We start from the raw sequence: 13270 nt of genomic DNA, 5'->3' as shown, positions 1-13270 counted from the left end.
AATTCCTAATTCAAGTTACAGGCTTCTAAACCCGCAAGGCGCATGCGGCGCTCAATTTCAGGCAATGGGCGTGGTTCAATCTGTGCGAGTAATTTTGCAAATGCACGAATGTGTTCTGGTGTAGTACCACAACAGCCACCAACGATATTGATAAAACCTTCTTTACCCCAATCGACAATTTCTTTCGCCATTTCATCCGCTTCTAAATCGTATTCACCGAATTCATTTGGCAAACCCGCGTTCGGGTGTACAGAGGTAAATGTCTCACAAACACGAGACAGTTCTTCAACATAAGGACGCAACAAATCTGGACCGAGCGCGCAATTTAAACCAATTGAGATAGGTTTTATATGGCGAATCGAATTGTAAAAGGCTTCTGTGGTTTGGCCCGATAATGTCCGCCCTGACGCATCGGTGATAGTACCCGAGATCATTACTGGCAAAGCACGTCCGGCTTGTTCAAAGGCTTCTTCTACCGCGAATGCAGCAGCTTTCGCATTCAATGTATCGAAAATAGTTTCAATCAGAATCAAATCCGCACCACCTTCCATCAAAGCCAGAGTGGACTCGACATACGCATCCACTAATTTATCAAACGTGATGTTGCGATACCCAGGATCATTCACATCTGGAGAAATTGAGCAGGTTTTTGATGTTGGACCCAGTACACCAGCTACGTAGCGCGGCTTGCTCGGATTTTTTGCAGTAAATTCATCACACACTTGGCGCGCAAGTTTCGCAGACTCAACGTTGATTTCACGGCTGAGCGCGGCCATTTCGTAGTCTTCCATTGAAATGGTGGTCGAATTAAACGTGTTCGTTTCGATTATGTCTGCACCTGCTTCAAGATATTGGCGGTGAATATCGGCAATGACGTTAGGCTGGGTAAGACTCAGCAAATCATTGTTCCCTTTCACCAACACATGCCAGTCTTTGAAGCGCTCACCACGGTAATCTTCTTCTTCGAATTTGTGTTTCTGGATCATCGTGCCCATCGCACCATCCAAAATAAGAATGCGTTGCTTGAGTGACTCGATAAGGGTGGTGAGTTTATTCTGCATAGTTGTTAGTCCTTACATCTTGGCTAACCAAATTAATGTCATACGGCGTGGTTTGATATACGTAATAGTTTAACCAGTTCGAGAATAATAAAAAGGCGTGACTTTGCCATGCCTTAGAAGGCGTGATTGTGACGTCGTCGTTCGGGAAATAATGCAGTGGTTTTGGTGCATCCGGCCCTTTCGCTAAATCACGCTCGTATTCTTTTTTTAGCGTATCAGCATCGTACTCAGGGTGACCTGTAATATACACTTGGCTGCCCGACTGATTTTTAATTAAATAAGCCCCTGCTTCCTCTGACCCCGCGAGCACGACGAGCTCTTTGCTTGCATTAAATCGAGCGTTCTCAATATGACCATAACGAGAATGCGGGACATAGAAATGATCGTCAAAACCTCGAGTGAGCGCACCATGATTGAAATAACAATGGTGTTGAAATACACCACTTATTTTATCTGTACGCAAAGTACGTTTAATTCCATGGTGATGATAGATTGCCGCGTAGGCTGCCCAACACGAAAATAACGTCGAGGTCACGTGATGCTCTGCCCAATCAAAAAACTCGCATAGCTCTTGCCAATAGATGACATCTTCGTACTCTAAATGTGCAAGTGGCGCGCCCGTCACAATTAATGCGTCGTAGTTTTGGTCTTTCACATCTGAAAAATAACGGTAGAACATGTCTAAGTGCTGTTCTGAATTTTCGGAGCTTCGATGAGTATCGAGTCGCAATAAATCCACATGCACTTGCAATGGTGTATTGGCAAGTAAACGAATAAATTGCACTTCGGTTTCAACCTTATTGGGCATCAAATTCAAAATAGCCAATCGCATCGGACGGATCTCCTGCGTCAGCGCTCGACTTTGAGGCATAACAAAGACATTTTCATGGCGAAGTTTTGCAATGGCAGGTAAATCGTCTTTTACGGTAATTGGCATAGATCACTCCCAAGGTTGATATACCCGACATTATGACGGGAAATGGAAAATTTTCAACCTCTAGATGTATGGACGTCCAAATGATTTTAACCTAATTCAAACCCTTCATTGTGTTTAGCTTAGGTATATAATCGCACTGTGAAATATTGAACGACTAAAAAGAAGAATGATCATGCCACTGTTCGGTGAACTTGTTGCTCTTATTGCAGCATTCAGTTGGGCCTTTTCAACCTATTTATACAAACAGTTTTCTCACCAGCTAAGTGCCTTTGAATTAAATGTAAGCAAAGGCGTGCTCGCGTCGCTACTCATGTTGGGTGTTATTCTCGTAACCCAAGACATGGCATTACCCTCGCAACCACAAACATGGCTTTGGTTGATACTCAGTGGTGTGATAGGCATAGCTGTTGGTGACAGTGCTTATTTTGCAGCGCTCAAACTGCTTGGCCCTGCGCGTACTTTGGTCGTGGAATCGCTTGCACCTGTTTTCGTTATACTCATAAACTACGTGTTTTTTTCCGTGAGTCTTTCCGCACAAAGCTATCTAGCCATTGCATTGACAACGCTTGGGGTCGTTATTGCGCTTTATCCAAACGATAGGTTAAAAACCATGCCAACGCACTATATGGTCGGTATTACCTTTGCGTTAACCGCCGCATTTTGCCAAGCCTTAGGTATGGTTCTCACAAAACAAGCGGTCAATTACGGTGAATACAGTACATGGTGGGCAGCGCTTATTCGTTTGTTTAGCGGGACGTTTGTGATTGGGATGCTGATCGCCTTTTTGCGTCATCACTCGCTTTCAAACGCACTTTCTTTGCGAGGTGTAAGCAACAAAACTTGGCTCATGGTTGCTATCTTCTTTGGCACATTTTTGGGTGTTTGGTTACAGTTTATTGCGGTGAAGTTCACGGATCCCGCTATCGCGCAAACGTTGTTTGCGACCTCTCCTCTGATAGTGATGAGCATCACCTTTTGTAGAGGTAATCGATTAACGCGAAGTATGATATTGGGTGGATTACTGGCGTTCTCAGGGGTTGCACTTATTTTTATGCCGAGCTGAATTTAGTCTGCCAAACAAATTAAGGCGTTGTTTGAGTAGGTAGGAAGTTCTAGTTGGAAAGGAGGCCAGAGTCCTGAACAAGCAGGGGTGGCCCATATGGAGAAAGGAGGCTTTCCCGTACCACTTTGGTGTCGTAATTAAACCGAACGGGAATGACTTTTGTAGGGAGGCTCATGCCTTAGAAGCACAAGAGAAGGAAGGTCGTGTGGTTCACATCAGCGTTTAACGTCTTGTTGATGCAAACCAAAAAATAGTTATAAAGCGTTTGGAGAATTGGTCATTTGTCGTGATGTTTGTTAACTTAACGATTCACAAACGAGATGGCTGCGAAAACCTTGTTGGTCGATACAATGAGTCACCGCACTCACGTACCAATCGCCATCGGCCTCAGTATCTGTGTTTGCAACACTAATCGCTTGCCCAGCCGATATGCCAGAATGGCCAATCACGGTTAATTTCAACGTATTGAAACTGCGAGTCAGCGACACTGATTTACTTTTTGTTGCCGCAAGCGCGCTCGCTTCATCCGCAAAAAGATAAGGTAGAACCAACGCCGGTGCACCACTACCACTTTTTACTTCGACTCGCTCTGCGGTGTTTAAGTCATGGTAATAGGCAGACACTTCTCCGACTTGTTTGTAGAAGCTGCGATTTAGGCACCAATTCAGCAGTTCAGAATTATCGAGTTCAATTTTGTCGAGATCTTTGCCACTTAACGATTTACCCGTGCCTTTTGGCATAAAGACCAACTTATCGTTGGTGATTTTCATGACGGCATCAAATTGATCGGCGAGTTTTGACAATAACTGCATATCACTTTCAGACTGCTCTATTTGCGCAAGCGTGGTACTTTCAAACTCAGGCGCTATCTTTGCCTCTAGACCATACTCGCCTGCAATTTTTCCAATTAAATCTTTAAGTTTTTGTGGTGGTTCAGGCGTCTCTGGCCAAGAACGTTGTTTCGGCGTTTTGAACCCTTTATGCCAAAGGACTTTATTACCAAATAACTCAAGTGATCGAAGTGGTCCATTTAAGTTAAACTCACCAATTTCAAAAAAGCCGAGCGGTTTAAGCGGCGCATTGCCATCTTCGGAGCCTTGCTTATAGCCAACCGCGATTTCAACTTTATCGCCTTGTTTTGGTAACTGAATAGGGGCTTTGCCGAGGTTGTCAAACTTGATATAGCAAGTATCACTCAAAAGCCCTGTCCGTTCGGTCACCACTACTTCGACAATACGTTCCCTTAGCGACTCTGCAATTTCATTACCATTTGCGGTAATGGAAAAATGTGGTTGTAAATCCATGTATTAATCCCAAATATTGATAACCTGTTTGGTTTTTGGTTTGGGTAATTCAGGCAAAAAAATCGTCACTTGCTCAGGGTAAATTGGCCCGAGTGCCGCTAAACCATAATTAGCCTCTAATACTTTTTCGACAATCCCCGCCGTACGTCCGTAGTGTCGCCAGCAGATCAAATCCAGTACGTCGCCGTCACGTGTCACGTAATGTACTCCGTTCATACTTACTCCTACTTAGACTGCTTTCGTTCGTCGTAGCGCTTTAGCGTCATGGTGAAATTAATTTCACGTGGAATACCATCGTTAAAAAACAACGTACGTTCCTCACCGATTGAGCAAATCACCCACTTACCCATCACGCGCCCCACGCTCGGACTGGTATTACCGCTTTCTTCCACGTACCCGAGCAACAACGGCTCACCTTTTGCCGCCTCTTCACGCATTAAGTCCATTTGCTTTAGGCCGTTACTTACCAGCTGTGGGTAAATCGTGCCCTCTAAATTTAGTGACTGCTCACCGACACCATTGAATTGCATCACGGGACTGTTTTTGTCCGTCGGCGCAGAGAGCGTTTCCCAACGATATTCACTGTCATACTTCAACTTATGAAATGCGGCACTGCTCACTGAGAATTTGTAGCTCCCCAATTGCATCATGTAATTGGCGTGGCTCACTTTTGCCATCGTGTTACCTCAAAAAATTTGTGATGGATTGCATCGGGCGCAGAAACCCTACGCCACGGAATTGTAATAACGCGCCTGAACGTCTTTCATTGCGCGCTGCTGTTGCTGTTCTAAGATTTGCTTGATTTGGATAGCGATGTCCTGTGCTTGCGCATTAGGTCCAGCATTGACGGTAATATTGGCATTCACTGTCACTTGGTTCGTTTGAGCTGATGTCGATGATCCACGAGCATTGGAGAGAGCCTCTTTACTTGTACTGGTCTCTGTCAGCGCTTCAGGTGAAAGTGAGGAAGGTGATTCCGTAGAATTCGAGCTTACTTCAGGCTCTTCTTTTTTACCTAAGCCGAAAAGTGCCTTTATACCACCGCCAACCACACCATTTGCTAGAAATCCCGCAGCAGGTGCTAATGCTTGTAGAACTGGACTTTTGCTCTTGCCGAGCAAACCTTCCGCCGCCTTTCCAGCATACATACCACCCAATGTGCTACTCACTGCACCCGCTTTTTCCGATGTAGACAACGCATCGTCGTTCGCTGCACTAAACGCGGTATGCCAATTCAACGCATCACCTGCCCAACTGCCTGCTTTTGCAATCGCATGTATTGGGCTTTTTATGTTTCCACGTTGATTTGCCAAAACAGACATCGTGCTGGCAACAGCATTAAACGGATTTATCGCTTGGTTTTTGATGAACGATAAAGGGCCACTATCTGTTGAAGCTCCCTCTTCAGTACCAGCCGTATTTCCATCTGGTGACAACACACTGCCAAGCCACCCTGCACCAATTGCACTAGCACCAGGTAATGCTTTCCCCGCGATTGACAGCAATCCACTGGCAAAAGAACCCGACTTATTTTGGCCTTGTCCAGCGTTTTCGCCATTGGCAGCCTGAGCGCTTTGCCCTAACTTGGCTTCATTCGCGGAGTTGGCTTTCGTTACCGTTTTAGATTCTGGAGACAACACGCTGCCAAGCCACCCTGCGCCAATTGCACTCACACCTGGTAATGCTTTCCCCGCGATTGACCGCAATCCACTGGCAAAAGAACCCGACTTATTTTGGCCTTGTCCAGCGTTTTCGCCCTTGGCAGCCTGAGCACCTTGCCCTAATTTTGCTTTGTTCGCGGAGTTGGCCTTCGATAAGGCTTTAGATTTAGTCGGTACTTTGTTGGCGGCTGGTGCTTTTTTGCTTGCTGCGTTGCGTTTGCTTTTTCTAGATAGCCCCCGATTGTTAGCCATGACGGACATCGCATTAGGTACCGCCGCGCTGATTGGTGGCAAGTCTGTCGATTGCGGCTCAGAAAGAGCAGCAAGCCCTGATGATTCGTTCGTAGAAGATGGGTCGAGGCGACTCTCCGCCTGCTTAGCTTCGGGTTGTTCAGTGTCGTCACCACCTAGCATGCCGCCTAACCAACCGCCAAGCGATTCGCCACCAAAGGAGCCGATAATACCACCCACAGCTCCGCCGATTAACGTGCCGACTCCGGGTATAATTGAACCAATTGCAGCCCCCGCAGCAGCGCCAGCCATTGCACCACCCATGCCCCCAGCGGATGCCCCAATCTGTTGAGCTTTTTCCGCCTTGGTCAAACTGTCATCGTTAAGTGTTGCTGCAATATCCGCGGCACCGAGAATGGCATTTAATGGACCAGAAGCTTTACCTAACACCTTTGCGACAGGGCTTTTCCCCAACCCTTTCAACCAACTGCCTTTCGTCGCGCCTTTTCCAAGTTTTGTCTTGCTACCGAGCTTTTGGCCTTTGGCGTTTTTTGCTGTTTTACTTACGGCGCCGCCTTTTTTCGTCCTTTTCGTGCTGGTTGAATTATTTTCGACTGATGGAACGGATTCACCTAAATCCGCAAATACACTTCCAAGAGAGGCAGATGATGCGTCGCTATCATCTGCGCTGAACAGCCCTCCAAGTTGCATGATGTCCATCACGCTGCCAGCAACTTGCACCATGGCCCCAGCTTTTCCTTTACGGTGTTTTGGGCTTGGACGCTTTTTACGCGAGATAGGCTTTCGACTTGGTCTGGAGTCGTTTTCTCTGCGTGTTGAGGTATCCCTTAACTCAGCCACAGAGGTGTTATTATCAGGCTCTTCTGTGTGATGACCCTTCACTTTTTTAGCTTGGCGCGACTTGGCTTTCTTGCGTGCCGAAGCTTTTTGGCCTTTTGCATTTTTAACTGTTGCAACGTTGCTCTCAAGCAACGTTGCAACAGCATCGCCGAGATCGGCACTTATCCCTTCAAGGCCTAGACCTTGGCTCAAACCATCAAACAGACTTGGTAGCGCATGGCGCAAAGATGACAAGTCACCGGCCATTAACCCTTTCACATCGAGCTTGCTGAGATTCGCCCGCATGACGTTCAATAAGTCCCGCAGCATCCTGTAAACCGAATGCTGACAACAACTCGGGGGCAGCATCGAGCAAACTCTTTAAATCACCTTTGAGAAGTGCCTCAGGATCTAGTTTTTGCAATGCCGGAAGTGCCTGATTCAGCGTATTCGCCTCTTCATCAAACTCCAATGCACTGAGCAATTGGGGCGCGGCTTGCATTAAACTAGACACATCTCCTGACACAATGCCTTTGAGATCCAATTGCTTTAATGCCGGTAGCGCCGCACTCAACTTGTCTGCACTTTGCTCCAATTCTAGTGCGCGTAATACTTCAGGAGCCGCATCAAGTAACGACCCTAATTGACCATCCGCCAGCGCCGGCATGTCCAATTGTGTAAGTATTGGAATCGCTTTTTGTAACACATCGGCGCTGCTCTCTAAGCCGATAGCCTCGAGCACTCGAGGGCTTACATTTAATAGCTCCGATAAATCTGAGGACAAAAGCGTGTGTCCGTCTAGCTGCTGGAGCGCTGGTAATGCTTGTGTCATGGCATTCGCAGCTGCAGACAGTCCTACCGCATTGAATAATTCAGGACTGACTTGAAGCAGCTGTTGAATGTCACCCGCGAGCAACGCTTCGCCATCTAATTGCCTGAGTGCAGGCAACGACTCATTCAGTGTCGCGGCCATTTCAGGCAGGCCGATTGCACGCAGTAAATTGGGCAAAGCGTCCGTTATTTGTGTTAAATCCGGCTTTAATGAAGCGGCTAAATCTAATTGTGAAAGCGCCGGAATTTGCTGTGCAATCAACTGATTAACCGCGTTTAGGTCGATGTTGTTAATGACTTCAGGAATTTGCTTTTGCAAGGTATTCAGTTCTGTTGATACAGATACCTCTGGACTGTTCGCATTCATTTCGATGCTTGAAGTCCCTTCACGCTTTTCTGCCGTTCCACTTAAACTTGCAACGGTCGAATCAGCCGTTGATGTAGTCGCTGAGTTCCCTAAATCCGGTGTGCTCATCGAAACCGATGCCTGCTGCATAGACAGCGAAGCGGGTAGTGTCTTCATGAGCTGACTTAATTGACTTTGCTGAGTCAACATTGCGTTCACAAAGACGTTAATATCTTGATTTTGTTTAGTTTGATTATTTAGTAACTGCGAAATTAGTCCGCCAAGTTGTGCGGTGATTTGCGCGTGAGCGGGCTGTGCTGGCAGTACATCTTTGACTTTGTTGCGTGCAACAGAGAGTGCTGATGGGTCCTGTTGAGTCATAGCGATACCTAGGAATGCAGGGTTATTCTGAAATGAAAAACAAAAAGGGAGGAACGGTCAGGCCAAGGTAGCCTGACCGTAAGGCGCTTTAACCCGCCTCAGTCGCATGTTTGAACTCGACAGCAGCTTCGAACCAGCTATGCAGTTCTGATTCGGTTAATGACGTCAGTTCATCAAGTCCCCACCCGGTGTATTTAGCCAGGGCGATCACCATGGCTTTTAAACGGCCTGGCGGGATACGAGAAAAGCCTGGAGTTGCTCGCGTAATTTAACAAAGTCGCTCCAGTCTAATTCTTCGATAACATCAGGCGATACTTCACAAAGATTTGAGAAGTAGCGGATTTCGCTTTCAGATTCACTTAAATCCACTTTATCCACCATCAAACGATCACGTACTTTTGGTCGTCTCATTGTCAGTTCGGCATACTCATGCCCATCGACCTTAAATGGAAATGCTAGTTTAATGATTTCTTTCATCGATTATGCTCCGATTGCTGCGCGAAGCTCAACCATATGGTCTACGCCGTTAATAACACGCGTGTCGTTATATAGGTCGATTTCGTAAATAACGTCCTGACCAATTTGCAGCTTGTATTTTTGAACTGCGTATTGCAGTGTTAGCTTCGCTTCTTCGCCATCTTTCCAGTTACCCATGTCCACTTCTTTAAAGAAGCCTTCTAGCGTAACGACAACAGCGACTGGCTGAGAACCTTGAGCTTGAATTGCACCACGTGCCGTAAGAGGCGTTGTTGCACCGCTCCAATTGCCCAGTAACTTCATTACATCTGAGTTGTACTCTAGCAGAGTAATGGTGCCCTCAAGCTTTTCAAGTTGACCTACATCGAGTTCAATCGGCGCTTGGAAACCAGATGTAATTTCGCGTGTTTTTACCGTCACTTTTGGTAACGTGATTTCATCCGCAATACCTAAGTAACCTTTACCATCAACGAACAGTTTGAATTTTTTAAGAATTTTAGGAGAGATGGCCATTATACGATTTCCTCAAGGTAGTTGTTTGTTAGAATGCTCTTGAACGTGATGTGTTCAGCAGGTGTTGGAGGTGTAAAGTCGAAGCTAAAGTACACTTTGCCTGCTTGAATACTTGCAGGTGTATTTAGATCTGCGTCAGCCCAAATTTGACCACCTAAAATAGCGCCTTGCGCTTTTAAGCTGTCTAAATAAGATTGAACGCTTTGTGTCACATCTTCGATGTATGTTTTCGTGATGTTGCGGTCAACTGCCCACATGTGAGCACGAAGCAACGAATCGTTGATCATATCCGCGGTACGAACAACAGATAGAAATGCCCATTTCGGGTCATCTGAACACGTACGGTTACCCCATAATTTAAAGCCGTTTTGACGGATAATCGTCGCCACTTCTTTTTCATTCAGCAGGTTAGCACGAGCATTTACATCGCCTAGCTGGAAGTCAATAGCGCGCTCAGTTGCAACAATACCGTTCATGTTAGTGTTGCTTGAATCCACCAGAAACCACGGTCGTTGTCTGATTTGGCAATCATACCTGCAACGCGTGAACTTGAAGGTTCAACAACGGCTTCGCCGTCACGGAATACTTTTACCGCAGGGTCGACAACAAACACACGACGTGAACCAAAATCTTTACGGTATGCTTTTGCTTCTTCATCTGTTGTTGAAGGACCGTCTGCAATGATCACCGCACGTAGACGCTCCGCAACACCAACCATGTCCGAAATCACAGCGTTCTTGTTACCATTTGGACGTTGATGCGAATAACCCGGCGCTACCAGGATACGTGGCGTGACACCCAGAATAGATTCTGCACCTAAGAATGCAGCAACACCCGTATAGGCGCCTTCACTGTCTACGCCCGCGGCCATGCTACTCATTACCACGCCTTCGTCGGCGTTATCAGCTACACGAACGACCACGATCGCAGCACCAGCTTGGTCGAAAATGCCATCGATAGCAGCTGGTAACGTACCTTGTTTAACGAAAGGAACTGTCGTAATCGTTTTACGAAGTTTCGTGTCAATGTCTTTCTTTTCATCATCACTCAATGTGCGCTTTTGCGCCGCTTCTTGTGCTGCGACTTCTTTAGCAATCTCAGCATCCTGTTTTGCTGCCAGTAATGCTTTGAAATCTGCATTTTCTGGGTCAACCAACTTAGCCGCTTCAGCTCGTTTACCAGCCACTAGCACTGGTGTATTAAGCGGGAACGCTTCCGCATCGGCAAAAGGCGCAGTACCAATCAGACCGATTACTGAACTTTTAACGGTTTTGATAGGACGCGTACCAGATTGCGCCTCAATGACTTCTACACCGTGTAGAAATTGCGACATAAGGATCTCCTTGTTTAGGTTATGTCTTATTTTTTAAGAAAAAAGCCACGCGATGGCGTGGCTTTTTGATGTGTTTACGTTGAATAAAAATGGCTAAACTTGAATACCCTCAATAAGTACCGGTTCGCCATTGATGAGATACAATCCACTGATTGCGATGGATAACTTTCCTGCACCTGCAGGATGAACGGAAACGCCTTCTAACCGAAAGCGGGGTTCCCATTTTTCGAGTGCGTTGGCAATGGACATGGTGATGTCGCCCACTAATGAGTGTGAAAACGGTCTATCAACCAGCTCAAAAAGCCCACATCCGTAGTCTCTTCGCATAACTCGGCTACCCAGTGGCGTGGTGACGATATCGCGAATACTTTGTTTTAAGTGTTCAATTCCCGACAAAGCTTTGCCTGTTTTGGCGTTCATTCCAATCATTCACTTTCCTTAGACAACACTGTACATACCCGCACTTGAGCCACTCGCCACAGGCACTTGTGCGCTCGATGTCACATGCGCCACGACCGCATTGGCAATCGCCGTCGCCAACTTTCCAGCAAACGCGTGTTCGCCTTCAAGCTTAAATCCTTGCCCCTGTAATTCGGCTTTAATTAAACCCTCTAATGCACCTGCGCTTAACGCCATGTTATTTCCCCGCTGAGACTGTCGATGACCCGTCACCATGTGGTGAGCCTGTAAAATGGCAAATGTGTGCTGTCGTCACACAAGGAGAGCCGCCATTCAACTTAATCGTTGCACCATCAACGGTCACGTCACCTGCGACTTTCACTGCAGCATTGCCATCAACCGTCACTTCCGCATTTGCCGTCGCAAATACTTTTGCGTTAGCTTTGGTTTCAACGCGAATATCCTTTTCAGTCAAAATATTCAGCGTCCCTGCTGAAATAATGTCTACCGTTGCATCAGCGCCTTTAATGTCGATTAAATAGCGATGACTTTCTCTGTCATACTCAATAATGGAACCATCTTGGTATTTTACGCGCTGGACATGCTCGCGCTTTTCAACTGGCACATCCGTTTGAGCTACGCCAAAGTTTTGCTGGTAAAGGCTACCAAGCACTACGCCTTGCGCCGTGTCCCCACCTGGCGCCAAAACCACTACTTGCTCGTCTACTTCAGGCGCTTGCCACGTAATATCATTATTTGCTTGAGCATGTAGCCAAGGCAACCAAGCTGTCGTCCAGACTCCCAACTTAACGCGCACCAGTGCCTTTTCGTAATCAACTTCCGCGACTTTACCGATATTGATTAACTTGGAAAGGCGATGTTGCAAATCACTCATTGCAAGACCACTTTGATGTTCATTTGCCAACATAGCGCTACTCCTTTACCGTCGCGATAAGCCAATGTTCTTCACCTTGTGGGCCGAGATACACTTCTTTAATCGCAGGTGATAACGCTTCCTGTGGAGGATCGATTTGGTAGTAGAACTGCCAAACTAACAACGCTTTTGCATTGACTTGTGCGCTATCTTCGTTAAACACAAACTCAACCTGCAATGGAATAAAATGCTGCCAAGGGTTGGGCGTTTCGTCCGCATCAAGTAGAGCCTCACATTCACTTATCAGCGTATCCAGCCGACTAAACGCGAGCATCCCATCGGCATCCTTGAGCCGAATTTCAACATGACAGGTCAGCAAACGACGATTGAGTGGATTTGGATACAAATTTTTGTTTTGCACAGGCCCATAACTGACACCTTTGTCAGTTCCTTTTGCCTGCAAATCCGACGCTTGGTGTTCACTAACGGGGTGTACCAGCAATTGCGCTTTTTGAGTCAAATCAGGCTCAACAGACGGCGACAGTAAACTAACTGCTGCACTCGACGTTAGACCTGAAGTAAGACGCGCTAGTACGTGTTGTACAAGGGAGCTACGTTGGTTCATGGTGTACTCTGTGTATAAACGCGTGGCGCAAAATGCACCAAGAAGAATGAAGGGACGAAACGCCCGAAGAGGTTATAGAATTGGGAACGGATAGCGAGTTTTGATCTCTGCCACTTTGGCCAACCAACGTTGCTTAGCTTCGTCGGTTTGGTCAAACTGCCACTCCATGTAAAGTGGATCAGATTCTTTTAGATACGCTCTTTTCCGATTATCGCGCATTACTGATTCTAAACAGTCAGTTGACACAACAACGTCTGGCTGTCCATATTTCGACAAGAATTCATCAGTAAGAAGAGACGCCTCAAATAGATCTTTTTCATTTCCTGAATAACTTGTCGTTTGAAATTCAATGCCTGATTTAGTTTCAATTAATGTTACTTGCATCTCATATCTC

18 protein-coding genes and 1 pseudogene are annotated in these 13270 nt (G+C 46.5%); 1 reads left to right on the top strand and 18 read right to left on the bottom strand.

Annotated features, from left to right (window positions below):
- Positions 1 to 5 precede the first annotated feature (5 nt).
- Both J5O05_RS13980 and J5O05_RS13975 read right to left on the bottom strand, forming a co-directional pair.
- Positions 6 to 1061 carry a homocysteine S-methyltransferase family protein gene (locus J5O05_RS13980; protein WP_208842614.1) on the bottom strand — a complete coding sequence of 352 codons (1056 nt, stop codon included), beginning with the start codon at positions 1059 to 1061 and terminating at the stop codon, positions 6 to 8.
- The gene (locus J5O05_RS13975; RefSeq protein ID WP_208842613.1) at positions 1051 to 1998 is read right to left on the bottom strand and encodes a homoserine O-succinyltransferase; all 948 of its coding nucleotides are present in this window, start codon (positions 1996 to 1998) and stop codon (positions 1051 to 1053) included. Before J5O05_RS13975 ends, J5O05_RS13980 begins: the two co-directional genes overlap by 11 nt.
- 172 nt (positions 1999 to 2170) lie before the next feature.
- Between J5O05_RS13975 and J5O05_RS13970 the strand changes: the two genes are divergently transcribed.
- Positions 2171 to 3061, top strand: a complete 891-nt coding sequence (locus J5O05_RS13970) for a DMT family transporter (protein WP_208842612.1) — start codon at positions 2171 to 2173, stop codon at positions 3059 to 3061.
- Positions 3062 to 3357: 296 nt separating this feature from the next.
- Here the strand turns inward: J5O05_RS13970 and J5O05_RS13965 are convergent, their stop codons facing one another.
- From J5O05_RS13965 to J5O05_RS13905, 16 genes and pseudogenes are all read right to left on the bottom strand, one after another.
- Positions 3358 to 4365 carry a phage late control D family protein gene (locus J5O05_RS13965; protein WP_208842611.1) on the bottom strand — a complete coding sequence of 336 codons (1008 nt, stop codon included), beginning with the start codon at positions 4363 to 4365 and terminating at the stop codon, positions 3358 to 3360.
- Between the two features lie 3 nt (positions 4366 to 4368).
- Positions 4369 to 4581, bottom strand: a complete 213-nt coding sequence (locus tag J5O05_RS13960; RefSeq protein ID WP_208842610.1) for a tail protein X — start codon at positions 4579 to 4581, stop codon at positions 4369 to 4371.
- An 8-nt stretch (positions 4582 to 4589) separates the two neighbouring features.
- Complete coding sequence (locus J5O05_RS13955; RefSeq protein ID WP_208842609.1) at positions 4590 to 5042, bottom strand: phage tail protein; 453 nt, start codon at positions 5040 to 5042, stop codon at positions 4590 to 4592.
- A gap of 48 nt (positions 5043 to 5090) precedes the next feature.
- Positions 5091 to 7403 carry a hypothetical protein gene (locus tag J5O05_RS13950; RefSeq protein ID WP_208842608.1) on the bottom strand — a complete coding sequence of 771 codons (2313 nt, stop codon included), beginning with the start codon at positions 7401 to 7403 and terminating at the stop codon, positions 5091 to 5093.
- Positions 7354 to 8655, bottom strand: a complete 1302-nt coding sequence (locus J5O05_RS13945) for a hypothetical protein (RefSeq protein ID WP_208842607.1) — start codon at positions 8653 to 8655, stop codon at positions 7354 to 7356. The genes J5O05_RS13950 and J5O05_RS13945 overlap by 50 nt, the downstream gene beginning before the upstream one ends.
- Positions 8656 to 8743: 88 nt before the next feature.
- On the bottom strand, positions 8744 to 8869 hold the full coding sequence (locus J5O05_RS22520; protein ID WP_280117651.1) for a hypothetical protein: 126 nt from the start codon (positions 8867 to 8869) through the stop codon (positions 8744 to 8746).
- Positions 8870 to 8874: 5 nt separating this feature from the next.
- Positions 8875 to 9132: a phage tail assembly protein gene (locus J5O05_RS13940; RefSeq protein WP_208842606.1), complete on the bottom strand. Its 258-nt coding sequence runs from the start codon at positions 9130 to 9132 to the stop codon at positions 8875 to 8877.
- Positions 9133 to 9135: 3 nt separating this feature from the next.
- The gene (locus tag J5O05_RS13935; RefSeq protein WP_208842605.1) at positions 9136 to 9645 is read right to left on the bottom strand and encodes a phage major tail tube protein; all 510 of its coding nucleotides are present in this window, start codon (positions 9643 to 9645) and stop codon (positions 9136 to 9138) included.
- Positions 9645 to 10121, bottom strand: a complete 477-nt coding sequence (locus J5O05_RS22885) for a phage tail sheath family protein (RefSeq protein WP_425281499.1) — start codon at positions 10119 to 10121, stop codon at positions 9645 to 9647. Before J5O05_RS22885 ends, J5O05_RS13935 begins: the two co-directional genes overlap by 1 nt.
- Positions 10118 to 10516: a phage tail sheath subtilisin-like domain-containing protein gene (locus J5O05_RS22880; protein WP_425281518.1), complete on the bottom strand. Its 399-nt coding sequence runs from the start codon at positions 10514 to 10516 to the stop codon at positions 10118 to 10120. The genes J5O05_RS22885 and J5O05_RS22880 overlap by 4 nt, the downstream gene beginning before the upstream one ends.
- A gap of 288 nt (positions 10517 to 10804) precedes the next feature.
- Positions 10805 to 10978: pseudogene (locus J5O05_RS22875) on the bottom strand (phage tail protein); the annotation flags it as partial.
- A 93-nt stretch (positions 10979 to 11071) separates the two neighbouring features.
- Positions 11072 to 11407, bottom strand: coding sequence for a GPW/gp25 family protein (locus J5O05_RS13925; protein WP_208842604.1), 336 nt, complete (start codon positions 11405 to 11407; stop codon positions 11072 to 11074).
- 9 nt (positions 11408 to 11416) lie between these two features.
- Positions 11417 to 11614 (bottom strand): hypothetical protein, encoded by a 198-nt coding sequence (locus tag J5O05_RS13920; protein WP_208842603.1) that lies wholly within the window; start codon positions 11612 to 11614, stop codon positions 11417 to 11419.
- Between the two features lies 1 nt (position 11615).
- The gene (locus J5O05_RS13915) at positions 11616 to 12305 is read right to left on the bottom strand and encodes a phage baseplate assembly protein V (protein ID WP_208842602.1); all 690 of its coding nucleotides are present in this window, start codon (positions 12303 to 12305) and stop codon (positions 11616 to 11618) included.
- Between the two features lie 4 nt (positions 12306 to 12309).
- A complete protein-coding gene (locus J5O05_RS13910; protein WP_208842601.1) occupies positions 12310 to 12876 on the bottom strand; it encodes a hypothetical protein in 567 nt (188 codons plus the stop codon).
- Between the two features lie 72 nt (positions 12877 to 12948).
- The gene (locus tag J5O05_RS13905; RefSeq protein WP_208842600.1) at positions 12949 to 13260 is read right to left on the bottom strand and encodes a hypothetical protein; all 312 of its coding nucleotides are present in this window, start codon (positions 13258 to 13260) and stop codon (positions 12949 to 12951) included.
- Positions 13261 to 13270 lie beyond the last annotated feature (10 nt).

The sequence above is a fragment of the Pseudoalteromonas xiamenensis genome (genome assembly GCF_017638925.1).
Taxonomy (GTDB): Bacteria; Pseudomonadota; Gammaproteobacteria; order Enterobacterales; family Alteromonadaceae; genus Pseudoalteromonas; species Pseudoalteromonas xiamenensis.
This window is presented reverse-complemented; position numbering and strand designations above follow the sequence as displayed.